The sequence below is a fragment of the Polaribacter gochangensis genome, assembly GCF_046224025.1.
Taxonomy (GTDB): Bacteria; Bacteroidota; Bacteroidia; order Flavobacteriales; family Flavobacteriaceae; genus Polaribacter; species Polaribacter gochangensis.
Map to the genome: position 1 here is coordinate 543,446 of NZ_JBJXRF010000002.1, position 17,457 is coordinate 560,902.

Here is a 17,457-nt window from a genome sequence, read left to right on the forward strand (position 1 = left end):
TCTATTTAATTTTCTGATGATTCTCTTGCTTTCTTACTAGAATTTATAAAGTACACACCAAATAACAACACAATTGCAGCAATAATTGATTGTAGTGTAATATTCTCATCCAACACATACCAACCTAAAATTAAAGCAATTAAGGGGTTTACATAAGAAGAAGTGGCTACTTTTTCTGGAGAAACTTTTTTTAACAAAAAATTAAAAGATGTAAACGCTACGATGCTTCCAAAAACAATTAACAATACCATTGAATTGATGGTTGTACTGTTCCATAATAAAGGTGATTTCCATGCTTCTCCTAACAGTAAACTAAATCCAGATAATAAAATTCCGGCTGTTAGCATTTGGTACCCAGAGTTTACAAAATAACTCGAGTGCATATCAGCTTTAGAAACAAAAATACTTGCAGAAGCCCAACTAATAATACAGGTAGCTATCATAAAAATTCCAAGCAAGCTATTTTCTCCGTTTGTTACTTCTTGTTGGCTAACCAATAAATAGATTCCAATGATTCCTAAGAAAACACCTAATAAAGACTTTTTGTGTATTTTTTGTCCGTAAAATACTCGCATTAAAATTAATACAACCAACGGAAGAGAGGAAGCTTCTAGCGCTGCAAAACTACTATCAACAAACTTTAAAGCCCATACAAAAATTCCGTTTCCGTATGCTAAAAATAAAAATCCCGCAAGTAGGTTGTTAAGCAATTGCCTTTTTGTAATCTTTAAAGGAAGTTTTAAAAATTTAGCAATGATGAGCATTAAAGCTCCTGCAAAAGTAAAACGTGTAGACGATAAAAATAAAGGTGAAATTTCTTGAACTGCAATTTTATTTAGCAAATACGTTGAACCCCAAATAACATAAATAGCAAAAAATGCTAAAACAATTAATATTGTTTCTTTTGATAGTTTCATAGCACCATTTTTATACCATAACTATTGAATGCCTATTCTGCTGGTCTTCCGTGAATTTCTTCAAACATTTCATCAAAATTTGCTCTTAAATGCAACCTTAGTTTTACTCTGTAATCGTTTTTTAACCAATCCATAAAGTTGTTGGTGCTTTTGCTAATACATTTTGTATAACGCTGTAATCTAAAATCAATGTCATCACCTAATTTCTTAGCTAAATCTAATGCATCATACACATCTTCACTATTTTCGACACACATTTTTGCATGATGTAATAACGATTTTTCTAACACTACTTTTGTTGATTCTCTATTTTTCATCGAATCTAAATAGGTTTGCTTAACATCAAAGGTAATATCTTTAGAATTTGCAAATTCTGCCCTTAATGCTTCTGGCATATTATAAGAAAATGTTTCTTCTAACTCTTCATCATTCAATAATTTCTCTAAATAGAAATTTGGAGATCTAAAGATTTGTTGCCAATCTAAATCTGCTCCCCAAGGACCAAATCTGTGAAAGTTATTTCCTAAATCTATGATATTAAAATGCGATTTATTTTTTAATATTCTAGATCCTCTACCAATCATTTGGTAGTATAAAGTCAACGATTTTGTTGCTCTGTTTAAAATGATAGATTCTACCGTTGGCTCATCAAAACCTGTGGTTAAAATACTTACAGAAGTTAAAATAGCATTTGGTGTTTTCTTAAACCATCTTAAAATAAAGGCTCTTTCTTTTTTTGTTGCTGTATTGTCTAAATGCGCAATTGGGTAACCAGCAGCTTTAAACGTTTCGTAAACGTGAATAGAAGTGTTAATTCCGTTATTAAAAATCAATGTTTTTTTGCCTTTTGATCGTTCTTCATATGCTTGTAATAATTTACCAAGCATCATGGTGTTTGAATACAAATCTTCTGATGACTTTACCGTATAATCTCCGTTAGAACCAACTACTAAAGAGGTTAATCCTACATTATATGAATAGGTTTTTGCTTGTGCTAAAAACTCGTTTTCTATTAAAGACTCTATCGTTTCGCCAACAATTAATTCATCGTAATTGTCTTTCATTGGCAATTTAATATTCGAACTTAACGGCGTTGCAGTAACTCCGAGAATAAACGATTTATCAAAAAACTTAAACAACTTTGTAAACGAATTGTAATGCGCTTCATCAATAATGACCAAACCGATATCAGAAATATCAAGTTTGTCATCATTTAACCGATTGTTTAATGTTTCTACCATGGCTACAAAACAAGAATAATTAGATTGATCGTCTAATTTTGCTGTGCTGTCAATAACTTTATTATCTACACCAAACTCCGTTAACATAGAAGAAGTTTGCTTGCACAACTCAATTCTATGTGTCATTACCAACACTTTCTTTTGATGATGTTTTAAATATTGACGCACCATTTCAGAGAAAATCACTGTTTTTCCTCCTCCAGTTGGTAATTGGTATAGTAAATGATAATCTTCTGGAGCGCTTTCAAAAAGTTTGAAAATTTTATTAATTGCTCCTTTTTGATAACTATATAAATCTTTACCAGTTTTACGTTCTTCTGTTTCTGTAGTTGCAATAATTTCTGACATTTGTTCTGTTTAGTGAAAGTTGCAAAAGTACGTTGTTTTTAAGGTTTTTAACGAATAAATTAGCAAAAAAAAATCTGTTAAATTTTACGAAACATGTTATAATTTTCTAATTACCAATATATTAACTATCTTGTAACACTATTAACAATAAAAATTTTACCTATGTCAGAATCAACTAACAAACCAAATACAGCATTTTGGGTTATTGCAATAGTTGCATTAATCTGGAATTTAATGGGTGTTATGGCTTATTTAACAAGAGCTTTTATCACCGAAGAAATGATTGCTGCCTTACCACCAGAAGCGCAAGCAGAATTTTTAATTGAATATCCAGCTTGGTACACAGCTGCTTTTGCTTTAGCTGTTTTTGGAGGAGCCTTAGGTGCATTATTTCTTTTATTAAAGAAAAAATTTGCAACCTCTTTCTTTTTAGTTTCTGCTCTTGGAGCAATTACTCAGTATGTATACTTGTTTATGAATGTTGAAATGAAAGATCTAGTAATGCCAATTATGATTATAGTCGTTTGTTTATTCTTAGTTTGGTATGCTAAAGATGCTGCTAAAAAAGGTTTTATCTCATAAAAAAAGAACCTTTTAAACATCACAAAGAATCGCTTAAGCAATTAAGCGGTTTTTTTTATTCAAAAAGCAACGTTAAAAACTCGGCAACACAAGCTGGTTTTTCTTCTCCTTCAATTTCTATCGTACAGGAAAAACTGACTTTAACCCCATGTTTATGATCTTCAATATTTTTCACGGTACTTTTTAAACGCAAGTTACTATTTACAGGAACTGGATTCATAAACCGAACGGAATTCAATCCATAATTTAAACCCAATTTAATACTATCAACTTGTATTAAATCTTCTAAAAATTTAGACAACAAAGCAACCGACATAAATCCGTGTGCAATGGTACTTTTAAAAGGCGATTCTCTTTTAGCTCGCTCAACATCAACATGAACCCATTGCGTATCTAAAGTAGCATTTGCAAAGTCATTAATCATTTCTTGAGAAACTGTAATCCAATCAGAAGTTGGTAACTCTTTGCCAATCATTTCTTTAAATTCTGATATGTTTTTAAAAACCAATGCTTTCATTTTTAATATAGTTTAAATTGATGTTGTGAAGATAAAATTAATCTACAAATAAATAATTTTTAAAATAAATGATTAGCTTAGTCGAAAAATTATAAAACATGAAACAACTATCACTTTTATTTTTATTTATTAGTCTGACAATCAGCGGACAAAATAATCCACAATGGATGCGTTATTCATCCATTTCACCAAACGGAACTCAAATTGCTTTTACCTACAAAGGAGATTTGTATAAAGTGGCTGCTTCTGGTGGCGATGCTGTACAATTGACTTTTCATAAAGCACATGATTATATGCCAGTATGGAGCAAAGATGGCTCTAAAATCGCTTTTGCTTCTAACCGTTACGGAAACTTTGATGTGTTTGTAATGGCTGCAAATGGTGGCGATGCAACGCGTCTTACTTTTCATTCTGCAAACGAATCACCTTATTCTTTTTCATCCAACAATAAAGAAGTGATTTTTGGTGCGCAACGTCAAGATGATGTCAAACACAGACAATATCCAACGGGTTCTCAACCAGAATTATATAGCGTTCCAGTTAAAGGCGGAAAAGTAACTCAGATTTTTACTGTTCCGGCAGAATATGTGCAAATATCCAAAAATGGGAACACCATGGTGTATCACGATAAAAAAGGTGGAGAAAATGAATTTAGAAAACACCATACTTCTTCGATAACTAGAGATATTTGGACCTACGATACCAAAACAAAAACACATAAAATGATGACTACTTTTAACGGCGAAGACAGACAACCTGTTTTTAGTGCTGATGAAAAAAGTATTTATTATTTAAGTGAAAAAAGTGGCACATTTAATGTACACAAACTTTCATTAAACAATCCAAGTCAGACAGAACAAATCACTAATTTTAAGTTACATCCAGTACGTTTTTTAAGTGTTGGTAACGGCGTAATTTCTTTTGGGTTTGATGGCGAAATCTACACCATGAAAGAAGGCGAAAAACCATCAAAAGTACACGTAAAAATTACCACTCAAAATATAAACAATAGCGATAAGTTTATTTCTATCAATGGCGGAATTAACGAAATGGCTATTTCTCCGAATGGAAAAGAAATTGCATTTATTGCTCGCGGAGAAGTTTTTGTAACTTCTGTAGATAAATCGTTTACAAAAAGATTGACCAATACTCCAGAAAATGAGCGTTTTGTAACTTGGGGACCAGAAGGTAAATCGGTTGTTTATAGTAGCGAGCGTAATGGTAAATGGAACATTTATAAAACGGAAAAATTAAGAGACGAAGAGCCTTTCTTTTACGCAGCAACTTTGGTAAAAGAATCTGTAGTTATAGAAAATAAACACGATAATTACCTAGCTCAATATTCTCCAGACGGAAAACAATTGGCTTTTATTGAAGGACGAAGAACTTTAAAAGTAAGAGACTTAAAATCAAAGAAAGAAACCACCTTACTTACACCAAAGGATTTATTTACTATGGGAGATGGTGATCAAAATTTTACTTGGAGTCCAGATAGTAAATGGTTGTTGGTAGATTGGAGTAAAACACTAAGTAATGGAGAAGTTTTATTGATGGCAGCAGATGGTTCTAAAAGAGTCAACTTAAACGAAAGTGGGTATTACGATTACAATCCGAAATGGGTAAATGACGGTAAACAAATGATTTGGTTTAGCAATAGAAACGGATTAAAATCATACGCAACAAGTGGTCAATCTCAAAGTGATGTGTACAGCATGTATTTTACTCAAGATGCTTGGGATGAAGCTAATTTAAATGATGAAGATTACAAATTAATGCTTGCATTAAAAGAAGAAGCTAAAAAAGCCAAAGAAAAAGCAGATAAAGAGAAAAAAGACGATAAAAAGTCTAAAGACAAAGAGAAGAAAGATGCTAAAAAGAAAGGTCCTACTCCACTAACCTTTGATTGGGATTCTATGAAAGACCAAACAAAAAGATTGACCATACATTCTTCTAGTTTAGGCGATGCTGTTTTATCTAAAAAAGGAGATGTATTATATTATTTATCTAGGTTTGAAGGAAGAGCAAATCTTTGGAGCACAAACTTAAGAACTAGAGCAACCAAAATGGTTTTAAAACTAAATATTGGTGGCGGTAGTTTGCAATGGGATAAAGAAATGAAAAACTTATACTTATTAAGTAGTGGTAGAATTTCTAAAATAGATCCTAAAGCTGGAAAACAAACACCTGTGAAAATTAACGGCGAAATGAAATTTGATGAAGCTGCAGAAAGAGTTGCCATGTTTAATCATGTTTGGATTCGTACAAAAGCTGTTTTTTACGAGCCTACTTTTCATGGTGTAAACTGGAACCTAATGAAAAAAGAATACCAAAAATACTTGCCACATATTGGCAATGCATTTGAGTTTTCGGAAATGGTATCAGAAATGTTAGGAGAATTAAATGTTTCTCATGCTGGTGCTGGATTTAGAGGCGAACCAATGACTAATTCAGATGCTACGGCTTCTTTAGGGATTTTTATGAATTACAATCATAAAGGAGACGGAATTTTAATTGATGAAATTATCAAAGGCGGTCCTTTAGACAAGGCAAAGTTTAATATTAGAGCCGGAATGGTGATTGAAAAAATTAATGGAGAAACCGTTGATAAAGATCAAGATGTTGCTAAATATTTAAACCGAATGAGTGGTAAATTTATGCTGTTAGAAGTGTTAGATCCACGAACTAAGAAAACACAAACAATTACGGTAAAACCTATTTCAATTGGCGCAGAAAACAGATTGTTATATGACCGTTGGGTAAAAATCAATGAAAAACAAGTTGACAAAGAAAGCAATGGGCAATTAGGTTATGTGCATATTCCTGGAATGAGCGATGGTCCTTACAGAAGTATTTATCAAGATATGATGGGGAAATTTTCTGATCGTAAAGGTGTAATTATCGATACGCGTTTTAATGGCGGTGGAGATTTAGTTGCAGATTTAGCAATGTTCTTTACTGGTGTTCCTTTTATAAGTTATGAAACAGCTGCAAAAGTTGTGGGTGGAGAACCAACTTCTCGTTGGACAAAACCGACTCTTTCTATTTTTAATGAAAGCATGTATTCAGACGGACATTGTTATGCTTCTGGTTATACAGATTTAAAAATTGGAAAAACAGTTGGAATGCCAGTTCCTGGAACCTGTAGTTTTGCTGGTTGGGAAGGATTGCCAAATGGTTCGTATTGGGGAGTTGTTCCTGTGAGTGCAAAAAACAAAGCGGGAGAATGGATGGAAAACAATCAAACAAATCCTTTAATTCAGGTGAAAAATATGCCTGGCGTTATTGATAACGGGAGAGATCAACAATTAGAGCGTTCTATTAGAGAATTGCTAAAAGATGTAAACTAAAAAAGAGGAGTCTTATGTTTTGTCAGGTCGAGCGGAGTCGAGACCTACTTTAAGGCTTCAAATTGTATAGTTCTCGACTCCACTCGAACAGACATTAAAATTATAAAAATAAAAAAGCGAAGCTAATGCTTCGCTTTTTTTATGAGGTTTTACCAAACAAATCGTCTTTGATTTTTGGTAGTTGTAATTTAAATTTTACCGCTAATAAACGAATAAAAATAACTGTTAATATGGTCGCAAAAAACTGAATGCTTTCTGGCGCATTAAAATGATTTGTCAACAAGAAAACTGTTCCACCCGCCAAACAAGCAGAAGCATAAATTTCTTTTTTAAAGATCAACGGAACTTCGTTTGTTAAGACATCTCTTATAACTCCGCCAATTACAGAAGAAACCATTCCCATAACCACAGCAATAAAAGGATGTAAATGATAAGACAATCCTTTTTGAACTCCTAACATTGTAAAAACGCCAATTCCGATGGTATCAAACAAAAATAGAGTTTTGCTCAACGGCGCTATTTTACTTTTAAATAAAAAGGTAAAAACCACTGCTGCCATAATCGTCCAGATATAATTTAAATCTGCAATCCAGTTAATTGGATGTGCGTTGATTAAAACATCACGTGTCATTCCGCCTCCAACTGCAGTTACAAAAGCAATGATAATCACGCCAAATAAATCGAATTTTTTATCAGAAGCAACCAAAGCTCCAGAAATTGCAAAGGCAAATGTACCGATGATATCTAAAACGTAAATCAAGTCCATTTTAAAATGAAATTTCCGTGAATTTGATGCCTAAATCTTTCTGAATTTTATGAATTTCTTCCAATTCATATGGCAAAATAAAGGCCAAAGAAAATCCGGTTTTACCAGCTCTAGCAGTTCTTCCACTTCTGTGTGTGTAGTATTCTAATTGATCTGGTAATTGATGATGCAATACAAAAGCCAAGTTGTTTACATCGATGCCACGTGCAGAAACATCCGTAGAAATTAAACATTGAATGCTTCCGTTTTTAAACGCACGCATTGCTTTGTCTCTTTCTTTTTGTTGCATGTTTCCTTCTAAGGCTTCTACCGCAAAACCTTCTTCTTTTAACTGATGTGTTAAGTTTTGTGTTCCGGCTTTTGTTCTACAGAAAATAATTCCTCTGTCGTTGGGCCTTTTTTCTAAAAAAGCAACAATCAATTCGGTTTTTTCTTTGATGGTTGTTTTGATGTATTGATGCGTAATGTTTTCATTGACCAAACTATTTGGATTTACAGAAACACGTACCGCATCTGGACTCATATATTTTTTGATGATTTTTTGTATTTCATCTGGCATCGTTGCAGAAAATAACCACACATTTCCTGTTCCGCTTGTATATTTTAAAATCCTATTTAAATCTTGTTTAAAACCCATGCTTAGCATTTCATCGGCTTCATCTAAAACCACATTCTTTACGTTTTTAAGATTCACATCTCCACGTTCAATCAAATCGATCAATCTTCCTGGAGTAGCAACAATAACGTGTGTGGTTCTTTTTAGGTTGTTAATTTGTCTGTCAATTTTTTCTCCGCCATACACAGCTTCCACAAAAATCTTGTCATCAACATATTTGGTGTATTTAAAAAGATGCTTTTTTATTTGTTGTACCAATTCTCTTGTTGGCGATAAAATCAACGCTTGTACAGCATCATTTTTAGGATCAATTTTATGCAAAATCGGCAATCCAAAAGCAGCTGTTTTTCCTGTTCCGGTTTGTGCCAATCCAACAAAATCTACATCAGAATTTAATAAAACTGGAATTGTTTTTTCTTGAATATCTGTAGGAACAGTAATCTTTAATTCTTTCAATGATTCGATAAAATCTTTACGAACTCCTAAATCTTTAAATGTTGACATAACTTGCTATTTTGAAAGTGCAAATGTACGTATATTTCTATGTTTGTAAGACTTTTAAAACACTTTCTGTAATTCTTGCAGGCTTAAGTGTTTCTGCATGTAACATACACCAAATGGTTTGCGCTTTTACCAATAATTTGTTGCCTTTTAATATTTCTACATGACGCACAGAAGTTACTCCTTTGGTTTCGCCAACCCACGTTTTAAAAGTAATTTTATCACCCAACAACGCCTGACCTTTATAATCAATTTCGTGTCTGGTAACTACCCAAACAAAATGTAAATCTGGACTATTTTTTGTTAAATCGTTCCAATGTTTGGTAGAAATATCTTGAATCCATTGTACATACACCACATTATTTACGTGATTTAGTGTATCAATTTCATCTTTGGTTACCATGTGATGATAGGTAAATATACTTGACTGTTGCGACATTAGTTTTTGTTTAAAGACAAAGGTACAAGAACCCTTTAGAAAAAGAAATTATCGAATTAAAAAATAAACAAGCTTTGTTGGTTTTATAAGGCCTACCTTATAAGAAAAAACAATGTCGATAGAACGAAGAGTGCAGTTGGTAGAAAAACTTTTTCAGCAACTAGAGCAAGAAACTAATTCGTTTAAAGAAGTATCTGGACTCGGTTGTGTTGCTGGTTGCGGAAGATGTTGTACCTATCCAACGGTAGAAGCTTCGCCTTTAGAATTTTTACCTTGGGCTTTTCATTTGTTTTTAAATGATGAAGCAGAAAGCACCTTGTTATTATTAAACAAAACCACTTCATCAACTTGTATGATTTATGCACCTTTAACCGGAATCGGAAAAGGAAGTTGTAGCAATTACAAATACCGAGGTTTAATTTGTCGTCTTTTTGGTTTTGCTGCCAATACAGATAAATACGGAAAATTACGCTTGGCAACTTGTAAAATTATCAAAGAAGGTCAGGCTGAAAACTATACTTCTACTGCCCAAGCCATTACAAAAGGATTGCATGTGCCCGTTTTTACAGAATATTATATGCAATTAAATCAAATAGATTTTTTCTTAGGCAACAACATGTTGCCCATCAACAAAGCGCTTAAAATGGCGTTAGAAGAAGTGTTGCAATATTATGCATATCGTCCATCGCCAGATGTTGAAAAAAATTGTGGTTAAATAAATGGCTCATAATTATTTAGTAACTTAGTGCTTGCTTTTAGTACTAATGAATAAAAGAAAATACATAAACATGAAAAAAAAACAAGGACAAGCAATGGCAATCGGAATTGGATTTGGTGTTGCAATCGGAGTGGTTTTAGATAATCTTGGACTTTGGATTCCTTTAGGTCTCGTATTTGGTTTGGTAATTGGACGCAGATTAGAGCAAAAAGAGAATGAAAAAAAAGAAGAATAACTAAAAACACATTCTATGAAGCTTTTAAAAAACAAAAAACTAGTACTCATTGCTATACTCCTATTTCTTCTACTTCTTATCTATTTAGAACTGGCTGTTGGCATTTTTGGTTCTCCTTTTGCGGGGAGTTAACGCAACTTTTTTGAACAGGTATTTATACCTGTTTTTACTATATTTGTAAACAGTTGCGGAAAACCGCAAGGTTATCTGACTCTCTTTTAGTAAATTAGCTTATTAAAAAATAACGATAAACAAAAACTGAATACAACCAATTTGTCTTAAAGAATCAAAGAATTTTTGTAGCAACTTAATAAGATGATCGTAAACTTAAATACATAATATTTGAAAAAGCTTTACACAACAGAAAAATATAAAAGACGAAATGATACTCGAGCAAAAAAATCTTTAAAAAGAAAATTAGCATTTAAAGAATATAAGCGACAAAAAAACATTTCTGAACTAGGGCTTAGTAAACCACAGCTTCATCATAAAAGAAAGTTTGAAGAGCCTTATAAGGATTACATTAAAATTCATGCGCCAGCTAAACTATCTTTTATTAATAATTCAAATGAAGTTGTAAAGTTTATAGACAAATTAAAGAAACATTATGACTTAAAGAATAAAGTTTTTGTCATTTTAGAAGATGTTATTGAAATAAGTTATGATGCCATTGTTGTCCTTCTATCTATAATGGTAAAGTTCAAAGCTAATAAAATTAAATTTAATGGTGATTTCCCTAAAAACCCAGAGGCTAGAAAAATTTTAGAGGAATCACAATTTTTAAAATATTTGTTTAAACAATTTAAAGATTCTGACAGGTATAGTTTAGGGCAAAAAAGCTCAATTCATACACATGCATGGAAAGATGTAGATTCTGAATTAAGTAGTGAACTGATTAGAAATGCTAGTAAAACCATTTGGGGTGAAGAAAGAAGGTGTCAAGGAGTACAAAGGACACTTATTGAATTAATGCTAAACACAAATAACCATGCTGACGATTCAAAAAAAGGTGAAAAACATTGGTGGATATCTGTTCACCATGATGAGAAAAATGAAAAAGTTAGTTTTGCTTTTATTGATTTTGGAGTTGGTGTTTTTACAAGCTTAAACAACAAACGTAGTAGTAGTAAATTTTATGGTGTTTTAGCTAAGGTAAAAGAGAGATACAAGTATGGGAACAATGCTGAGTTATTGAGCTTAATATTAGATGGTTCAGTCCATAAAACAGCGACAAATAAGCCTTACCACGGTAAAGGATTACCAGGAATTAACATGGCCTTAAATAGAAATCAAATAAGTAATTTAAATATCATAACTAATAATGTTCATGCAAATGTTTCTAATTCGGATTTTAAATTAATGTCTAACTCATTTAGTGGAACATTTGTATATTGGGAAGTAAATAAAAAAAACAAAAGTAGTCATGGAATCAATAGAAATTAAAATTGCTAAAGATTTTAGCTTCACTCCAGGGCCTCGTTATATAGACGAAGGGAAGAACTCAGGAGAGAAATTTAGAAAAGAAGTACTATATCCAAAATTTAAAGAAGCAATTGAAACAAATAAAAAGGTTATAGTTGATCTAGACGGAACTGCTGGTTATGGTACTTCTTTTTTAGAAGAATCATTCGGTGGATTAATTAGAATTAATAAATTGTCTTACAAAGAAATACTTAAAGTTTTAACAATTATTACAGAAGAAGAAGATTACTTAGAAGATGATGTTTATGAATATTTAAATGATGCACATGAAGAATCTGCTAAATAATATCCTAAAAACTGTATTTTGTTTATTATTAATTATTATAGGAATTCTTATTGGAAAGTTTTACAATTTCCCATATTTTGAAATATCAAAAAGTATTGACCTTACAAACCTTTTCTCAATTTCAGTTACTGTTGGTTTAGCAATAATTATTACAGTATATTTTGATAAAAGGAAAAATGATAATCGCGTAGAAAAAGATCTTATACTTAAACGAGTAGATAATATATATGAGATTACAAATAAACTTCAAAAAGAATCAGTTTCTGGAACTATTCCTTATACAGAGGCAGCTTCCTCGATTAAAAGAATCAATACATCTTTAATGTCAATATACAAAACTGTTGAGAAATGTCAATTTTCAATCAAGGATGATATCAAAAAAAATTTAAAAACTGCAATTAGTGATTTGAGAGATAAGCTAACTGATACTCCAAAAATAAGTGAAGAATTAATTCAAAATTCTGAGCTACCCATTGAAGTAAAAGATGGAATAATTCATTTTAATAAACAACGAATTAACCAAATTGAATCTAAATTTGATGTAATTAAGGATTGTTTATTTGAACTCGAGATTAGAATAAATAAAAAATAAATCTAGTTATCGTTATCAAATAGAATAAATTATTAACCTTAATCTACTAATAAATAGCGCTAGAAAATACTATAAACAAATCTCAATCATGAACAACTTTAAAACCAGTATTGTCCTTTTCTTGTTAATAGGATTTTCTATCAATAGTGTTGCACAAATAACCAATGCCGAACGCATGTTGTCGGAAATTAGAAATGAAGGGTTTAACAATTCTAAAGTCATGAAAAGCTTAAGTGAGTTTACCGATATTTACGGGCAACGACTTACAGGAACAAGAAATTACTACAAAGCTGCACAATGGGTTTCTAACGAAATGAAACAAATTGGCTTGCAAAATGTACGTTTCGAAAATTATTGTTCAGATTGTCGCGGTTGGGACGTCAACACCTTTAATGTAGAAATGGTGGCACCAAATTATATGAGTATTTCTGCCTATCCGTTAACGATGTCAAGAAGTACAAATGGTACGGTTTCTGGTGAAATCATCAGCATTGAAAGTTTTGGAAACATGAACAACATAAAAAGCGAATTTTCTGGAAAATTAAAAGGAAAAATAGTGCTGTTAGGAAGAGTACCAAAAAGAAAGTCGTTAACAGACAACATAGAAATTAGACTTTCTGAGGAGCAACTTAAAAAAATGGATGAAAAAGTTGCTGCGAAAGTAAAAGTAACGCCGTTACCAGAATTGTTTGAAGGTTGGAAAACCTCAGATAAAAGCGATGAAGCTTTCTTACGCTTTTTAGAAGCAGAAGGCGCTTTGGCGGTATTAACAACACGTTCTATGTATCTAGGAACGTTGCATCCTGGCGGAACGTATTATTTTAGAAATGGCGATTTAAAAACATTGCCATACTTTACAATTATGCCAGAACATTTTGGCAGAATGTACCGAATGCTAAAACTAAATACAATACCAACAGTGCGTTTAAATTTGCAAACTGAGTTTTATGACGAACCACAAAACAACGTAAATATTATTGGAGAAATTCCAGGAAACGATTCCAAATTAAAACATGAAAGCATTATGTTAGGAGCACATTTTGATTCTTGGCATGCTGCAACTGGCGCAACGGATAACGGTGCAAATTCTATTGTGTTGGTTGAAGCGATGCGTATTTTAAAGAAGATTGGATATCAACCAAAAAGAACGATTAAAATCGGACTTTGGGGCGGCGAAGAACAAGCCTTTTTAGGTTCGGCTGCCTTTGCTAAAAAGCACTTTGGCAACTTAAATGAAAAACCAAATGCCAATTCTAAAAAAGTATCTGCGTATTTGAATTTAGACAATGGCGCTGGAGCCATCAGAGGAATTTATTTACAGAACAATGAAATGGCAAGACCCGTTTTCGAAAAAGTTTTTGCACCCATTGCAAACATCACTTCTGGAGCAATTACCATAGAAAATACACTTTCTACAGATCACGAAACATTTGATCATTATAACATTCCGTCTTTTCAATTTATACAAGATGAGTTGGCGTACAACACTACAACGCATCACACCAATCTTGATTTTTTAGAATATGTTTTTGAAGAAGATATTATGAAAAATGCAGTAATTTTAGCGTGGACCATTTATTCGTTGGATAACATGAATGCAAAAGTTCCAAGAAAGAAAAAATAATGTTATTTCTAAATGTCAGTTCGAGTGGTTTTCTGTCAATTCGAGCCTTGCCTGCGGCAGGCAGGCGGAGTCGAGAATAAAGAAAGTTGTATCGAAAACAGGTTTGAAAACAAAAATGTTGTTTTCGATACATCACGCCAAAAAAGCGTGACACTCGAACTGACAATTTTCTACAGATTTAACAACTTAGATTAAATCAACGATTCACCATTTAAATTAGTGGTTAACACATCAGAAAACAAATTAAAAAACGGACGTAACGCTTTGTAGCTGTTATCTACTTCCTCTAAAAAATTTGGAGCAAATACTTCTGCATCCGTAAAATTTCTGACAGCGATGTATCCTTTTTTACGCAACAAATCTACATCTGGATGTTCTTTGTCAAAACCACGTGGCGCAGATTTTAATTCTTCGCCATCAAATTTTCCGCCAAAATAATTTTGATACTTTTTATCGTTTAAAATTTCTCTAAACTCCGTTGCATCGAGTTCAATTTCTTTCCGAATTCTAAATAAATCTTCTTTGTTGGGTTGCCAAAATCCGCCCGCTAAAAAACTTTCTCCTGGTCGTATTCTTAAATAATATCCGCCACGCAACGCTGCTCCCGCTCTAGAAAATGAACCTGCAAAATGAGGTTTGTAGGGCGTTTTGTCTTTAGAAAAACGGACATCTCTATAAATTCTAAAGAGCTTAAACTGATCTATTTCATCGTGTTTTTCTAGGTTTTCACGTATTTTTCCGTAAAAATCTTTTGCATGATTTTGATGTGTTTTAAACACCTCTTTTCGTTCGGTAAACCATTCTCTATTATTGTTTTCTTTTAAATCTGATAAAAATTGAAAGGCTGATTTGTCGAATTGCATACAGTGTTTTTTAGAAAGGTTCAATTTACAAAAAGATATTGAAAATAGTATTGTATTTTCGATGCTGAATGGAAGTATCATCAAAAAAAATACAACAACAGTACACAGGTTTTCTGCAAACACATCGTTTATGGAAAAATGATGTTGTGTACGGTTTGCAACAATTTGAAATTGAGCAAAAAGAAGTTGCTTTTAATTTAGCCATTAATACAAGACTCCGATTAGGAAAATATATAGAACGCTTTGTTTCATTTCAGTTACAACAAGAAAAAGCGATACAACTTTTGGCTGAAAACATTCAAATTCAGCGCGGAAAAATTACGTTGGGCGAGTTGGATTGTTTGCTTTTAAAAAATGATAAACCCATTCATTTAGAAGTGATTTATAAGTTTTATGTATACGATACTTCTGTAGGGAATTCTGAAATTGAACATTGTATTGGCCCAAACAGAAAAGATTCTTTGGTTCAGAAAATCACCAAACTAAAAGACAAACAATTGCCTCTGCTCTACTCGTCTGAATGCGAATCGTATTTAGAAGAACTTGGTTTAGAATCATCAGAAATTGAACAACAAGTGTATTTTAAAGCGCAATTATTTGTTCCGTTTACACAACAAGATGTTCAGTTAAAGGTTTTAAATTCTGATTGTATTGTTGGGTTTTACATCAACCAGAAAGAATTACAACTCTTTACAGATTGTAAGTTTTACTTTCCGACTAAAAAGAATTGGCTAATCAAACCACACACGCAAGTTGATTGGCAACACTATTCTTCTTTTGAAAAAGAAGTTTCTGAAATACTCAACAAAGAAACGTCTCCGCTTTGCTGGATGAAACATCCAAACGGAGAAATTTCTAAATTCTTTATGGTTTGGTGGCTGGCACAGCCAATTTAAGTATTGATTTATTTTTATCAATAGCCTTTCTTTGGATTCCTGCCTTCTCAGGAATGACATTTAGAATGAAAAATTTATTTCTCTCTTCCTTTTAAAACATCGACAACATCTTTTAATTGAAATCCTTTTGCTTGTAGTAATAATAAATAGTGAAATAACAAATCTGCACTTTCATTTAAAAACAAGTCGTTATTGTTGTCTTTTGCTTCAATAATTACTTCTACGGCTTCTTCTCCAACCTTTTGCGCTACTTTATTGATGCCTTCACTAAACAGCGAAGCAACATAAGAATTGCTTGTATCAGCATCCTGAATTCTGTTTTCAATGGTTTTTTCCAACTTAGAAATAAATCCAAAGTTCTCTTGATTGGATTCGCTCCAACACGTATCTGAACCTTTGTGACATGTTGGTCCAGTTGGATTTACAGAAATTAGCAACGTGTCCTTATCACAATCTAATTTGATATCTACAACATTCAACACATTTCCGCTTTCTTCTCCTTTTGTCCATAATCGGTTTTTAGTTCTTGAAAAGAATGTTACTAATTTTGTTTCATTCGTTTTGTTGAAAGCTTCTTCATTCATATACCCCAACATCAATACGTTTTTTGTAGTTGCATCTTGAATGATGGCTGGAACTAATCCGTCGTTGTTTTTATTAAAATTGATATTCATAATTTTTAGTTTTTGCTACAAATTCACAAAATATTGATTCGTGAATTTATGGCTGTTTTACAATCTTACCGGAATATCATTCCGACGTAATTCTTTTTTTAATTCGTTAATTTCTATTTCTTTAAAGTGAAAAACACTTGCTGCCAATGCTGCATCTACTTTCCCTTTGATAAATGCATCCGTAAAATGTTGCATGGTTCCTGCGCCACCAGAAGCAATAATCGGAATATTTACCAAGCTTGATAATTGCGCCAAGGCTTCGTTTGCGAATCCGTCTTTTGTTCCGTCATTTTCCATCGACGTAAATAATATTTCTCCTGCGCCACGTTGTTCCACTTCTTTTGCCCAATCAAATAAACTGAGTTCTGTTGCTACTTTTCCACCAACCAAATGTACTTTCCAAGTTCCTTCTATTCTTTTTGCATCAATTGCAACAGTAATACATTGACTTCCAAATTTCCGCGCCAACTCATTGATTAATTGTGGATTTTTTACTGCGGATGAATTGATAGAAACTTTATCTGCGCCAGCATTTAATAGTACAGAAACATCATCAACGCTTGAGATTCCGCCACCAACAGTAAACGGAATATTTACTTGTTCCGCCACTTTCAACACCAATTCAATCAATGTTTTTCGTTTTTCTTCTGTGGCAGAAATGTCTAAAAACACCAATTCATCGGCGCCATTTTCTGCGTATATTTTTGCCAGTTCAACGGGATCACCAGCATCTCGCAAGTTCACAAAATTGACACCTTTTACTGTTCTTCCGTTTTTGATGTCTAAACACGGAATGATTCTTTTTGTTAACAT

18 protein-coding genes are annotated in these 17,457 nt (G+C 32.6%); 9 read left to right on the forward strand and 9 right to left on the reverse strand.

Annotated features, from left to right (window positions below; all coding sequences use genetic code 11):
• Nucleotides 1-5: 5 nt before the first annotated feature.
• Nucleotides 6-917, reverse strand: a complete 912-nt coding sequence (locus ACEWL1_RS07765) for an EamA family transporter (protein ID WP_409232729.1) — start codon at nucleotides 915-917, stop codon at nucleotides 6-8.
• Nucleotides 918-949: 32 nt separating this feature from the next.
• A complete protein-coding gene (locus ACEWL1_RS07770; protein WP_409232730.1) occupies nucleotides 950-2,506 on the reverse strand; it encodes a DEAD/DEAH box helicase in 1,557 nt (518 codons plus the stop codon).
• Between the two features lie 162 nt (nucleotides 2,507-2,668).
• Here ACEWL1_RS07770 and ACEWL1_RS07775 point away from each other — a divergent pair, with 162 nt between their 5' ends.
• On the forward strand, nucleotides 2,669-3,088 hold the full coding sequence (locus ACEWL1_RS07775; protein ID WP_409232731.1) for a hypothetical protein: 420 nt from the start codon (nucleotides 2,669-2,671) through the stop codon (nucleotides 3,086-3,088).
• Nucleotides 3,089-3,143: 55 nt separating this feature from the next.
• Here ACEWL1_RS07775 and ACEWL1_RS07780 read toward each other — a convergent pair whose 3' ends face one another.
• Nucleotides 3,144-3,605 carry a MaoC family dehydratase gene (locus tag ACEWL1_RS07780; RefSeq protein WP_409232732.1) on the reverse strand — a complete coding sequence of 154 codons (462 nt, stop codon included), beginning with the start codon at nucleotides 3,603-3,605 and terminating at the stop codon, nucleotides 3,144-3,146.
• 98 nt (nucleotides 3,606-3,703) lie between these two features.
• Here ACEWL1_RS07780 and ACEWL1_RS07785 point away from each other — a divergent pair, with 98 nt between their 5' ends.
• Nucleotides 3,704-6,952: a S41 family peptidase gene (locus tag ACEWL1_RS07785; RefSeq protein ID WP_409232733.1), complete on the forward strand. Its 3,249-nt coding sequence runs from the start codon at nucleotides 3,704-3,706 to the stop codon at nucleotides 6,950-6,952.
• A gap of 139 nt (nucleotides 6,953-7,091) precedes the next feature.
• Here ACEWL1_RS07785 and ACEWL1_RS07790 read toward each other — a convergent pair whose 3' ends face one another.
• Genes ACEWL1_RS07790 through ACEWL1_RS07800 form a run of 3 tightly spaced genes read right to left on the reverse strand, consistent with a single transcriptional unit; the run spans nucleotide 7,092 to nucleotide 9,274 of the window.
• Entirely contained in the window at nucleotides 7,092-7,718 is a 627-nt protein-coding gene (locus ACEWL1_RS07790; RefSeq protein ID WP_409232734.1) for a trimeric intracellular cation channel family protein, read from the reverse strand.
• A gap of 1 nt (nucleotide 7,719) precedes the next feature.
• The gene (locus ACEWL1_RS07795) at nucleotides 7,720-8,838 is read right to left on the reverse strand and encodes a DEAD/DEAH box helicase (protein WP_409232735.1); all 1,119 of its coding nucleotides are present in this window, start codon (nucleotides 8,836-8,838) and stop codon (nucleotides 7,720-7,722) included.
• A gap of 37 nt (nucleotides 8,839-8,875) precedes the next feature.
• Nucleotides 8,876-9,274, reverse strand: coding sequence for an acyl-CoA thioesterase (locus ACEWL1_RS07800; protein ID WP_409232736.1), 399 nt, complete (start codon nucleotides 9,272-9,274; stop codon nucleotides 8,876-8,878).
• 112 nt (nucleotides 9,275-9,386) lie between these two features.
• Between ACEWL1_RS07800 and ACEWL1_RS07805 the strand changes: the two genes are divergently transcribed.
• The 6 genes from ACEWL1_RS07805 (at nucleotide 9,387) to ACEWL1_RS07830 (ending at nucleotide 14,211) form a co-directional block, all read left to right on the forward strand.
• On the forward strand, nucleotides 9,387-9,989 hold the full coding sequence (locus ACEWL1_RS07805; RefSeq protein ID WP_409232737.1) for a YkgJ family cysteine cluster protein: 603 nt from the start codon (nucleotides 9,387-9,389) through the stop codon (nucleotides 9,987-9,989).
• A 73-nt stretch (nucleotides 9,990-10,062) separates the two neighbouring features.
• A complete protein-coding gene (locus ACEWL1_RS07810; protein WP_409232738.1) occupies nucleotides 10,063-10,227 on the forward strand; it encodes a hypothetical protein in 165 nt (54 codons plus the stop codon).
• Nucleotides 10,228-10,569: 342 nt separating this feature from the next.
• Complete coding sequence (locus ACEWL1_RS07815) at nucleotides 10,570-11,670, forward strand: hypothetical protein (RefSeq protein ID WP_409232739.1); 1,101 nt, start codon at nucleotides 10,570-10,572, stop codon at nucleotides 11,668-11,670.
• The gene (locus ACEWL1_RS07820) at nucleotides 11,651-11,995 is read left to right on the forward strand and encodes an STAS-like domain-containing protein (RefSeq protein WP_409232740.1); all 345 of its coding nucleotides are present in this window, start codon (nucleotides 11,651-11,653) and stop codon (nucleotides 11,993-11,995) included. Before ACEWL1_RS07815 ends, ACEWL1_RS07820 begins: the two co-directional genes overlap by 20 nt.
• The gene (locus tag ACEWL1_RS07825; RefSeq protein WP_409232741.1) at nucleotides 11,976-12,587 is read left to right on the forward strand and encodes a hypothetical protein; all 612 of its coding nucleotides are present in this window, start codon (nucleotides 11,976-11,978) and stop codon (nucleotides 12,585-12,587) included. Before ACEWL1_RS07820 ends, ACEWL1_RS07825 begins: the two co-directional genes overlap by 20 nt.
• Nucleotides 12,588-12,675: 88 nt before the next feature.
• Entirely contained in the window at nucleotides 12,676-14,211 is a 1,536-nt protein-coding gene (locus ACEWL1_RS07830) for a M28 family peptidase (RefSeq protein WP_409232742.1), read from the forward strand.
• Between the two features lie 191 nt (nucleotides 14,212-14,402).
• Here the strand turns inward: ACEWL1_RS07830 and ACEWL1_RS07835 are convergent, their stop codons facing one another.
• Nucleotides 14,403-15,074 (reverse strand): DUF2461 domain-containing protein, encoded by a 672-nt coding sequence (locus tag ACEWL1_RS07835; RefSeq protein ID WP_409232743.1) that lies wholly within the window; start codon nucleotides 15,072-15,074, stop codon nucleotides 14,403-14,405.
• A 68-nt stretch (nucleotides 15,075-15,142) separates the two neighbouring features.
• Here ACEWL1_RS07835 and ACEWL1_RS07840 point away from each other — a divergent pair, with 68 nt between their 5' ends.
• The gene (locus ACEWL1_RS07840; RefSeq protein WP_409232744.1) at nucleotides 15,143-15,970 is read left to right on the forward strand and encodes a DUF1853 family protein; all 828 of its coding nucleotides are present in this window, start codon (nucleotides 15,143-15,145) and stop codon (nucleotides 15,968-15,970) included.
• A gap of 74 nt (nucleotides 15,971-16,044) precedes the next feature.
• Here ACEWL1_RS07840 and hisIE read toward each other — a convergent pair whose 3' ends face one another.
• Nucleotides 16,045-16,644, reverse strand: a complete 600-nt coding sequence (hisIE, locus tag ACEWL1_RS07845; RefSeq protein ID WP_409232745.1) for a bifunctional phosphoribosyl-AMP cyclohydrolase/phosphoribosyl-ATP diphosphatase HisIE — start codon at nucleotides 16,642-16,644, stop codon at nucleotides 16,045-16,047.
• Nucleotides 16,645-16,701: 57 nt separating this feature from the next.
• Complete coding sequence (gene hisF, locus ACEWL1_RS07850) at nucleotides 16,702-17,457, reverse strand: imidazole glycerol phosphate synthase subunit HisF (protein ID WP_409232746.1); 756 nt, start codon at nucleotides 17,455-17,457, stop codon at nucleotides 16,702-16,704.

Excerpts from the sequence above, each read along its gene's own strand:
- ACEWL1_RS07775 (WP_409232731.1), top strand. The coding sequence starts at position 2,669 with ATGTCAGAATCAACTAACAAACCAAATACAGCATTTTGGGTTATTGCA.
- ACEWL1_RS07820 (WP_409232740.1), top strand. The coding sequence starts at position 11,651 with ATGGAATCAATAGAAATTAAAATTGCTAAAGATTTTAGCTTCACTCCA.
- ACEWL1_RS07800 (WP_409232736.1), bottom strand. The coding sequence starts at position 9,274 with ATGTCGCAACAGTCAAGTATATTTACCTATCATCACATGGTAACCAAA.
- ACEWL1_RS07830 (WP_409232742.1), top strand. The coding sequence starts at position 12,676 with ATGAACAACTTTAAAACCAGTATTGTCCTTTTCTTGTTAATAGGATTT.
- ACEWL1_RS07805 (WP_409232737.1), top strand. The coding sequence starts at position 9,387 with ATGTCGATAGAACGAAGAGTGCAGTTGGTAGAAAAACTTTTTCAGCAA.
- ACEWL1_RS07795 (WP_409232735.1), bottom strand. The coding sequence starts at position 8,838 with ATGTCAACATTTAAAGATTTAGGAGTTCGTAAAGATTTTATCGAATCA.
- ACEWL1_RS07770 (WP_409232730.1), bottom strand. The coding sequence starts at position 2,506 with ATGTCAGAAATTATTGCAACTACAGAAACAGAAGAACGTAAAACTGGT.
- ACEWL1_RS07835 (WP_409232743.1), bottom strand. The coding sequence starts at position 15,074 with ATGCAATTCGACAAATCAGCCTTTCAATTTTTATCAGATTTAAAAGAA.
- ACEWL1_RS07765 (WP_409232729.1), bottom strand. The coding sequence starts at position 917 with ATGAAACTATCAAAAGAAACAATATTAATTGTTTTAGCATTTTTTGCT.
- ACEWL1_RS07785 (WP_409232733.1), top strand. The coding sequence starts at position 3,704 with ATGAAACAACTATCACTTTTATTTTTATTTATTAGTCTGACAATCAGC.
- ACEWL1_RS07825 (WP_409232741.1), top strand. The coding sequence starts at position 11,976 with ATGAAGAATCTGCTAAATAATATCCTAAAAACTGTATTTTGTTTATTA.
- hisIE (WP_409232745.1), bottom strand. The coding sequence starts at position 16,644 with ATGAATATCAATTTTAATAAAAACAACGACGGATTAGTTCCAGCCATC.
- ACEWL1_RS07840 (WP_409232744.1), top strand. The coding sequence starts at position 15,143 with ATGGAAGTATCATCAAAAAAAATACAACAACAGTACACAGGTTTTCTG.
- ACEWL1_RS07810 (WP_409232738.1), top strand. The coding sequence starts at position 10,063 with ATGAAAAAAAAACAAGGACAAGCAATGGCAATCGGAATTGGATTTGGT.
- ACEWL1_RS07780 (WP_409232732.1), bottom strand. The coding sequence starts at position 3,605 with ATGAAAGCATTGGTTTTTAAAAACATATCAGAATTTAAAGAAATGATT.
- ACEWL1_RS07790 (WP_409232734.1), bottom strand. The coding sequence starts at position 7,718 with ATGGACTTGATTTACGTTTTAGATATCATCGGTACATTTGCCTTTGCA.
- hisF (WP_409232746.1), bottom strand. The coding sequence starts at position 17,457 with ATGTTAACAAAAAGAATCATTCCGTGTTTAGACATCAAAAACGGAAGA.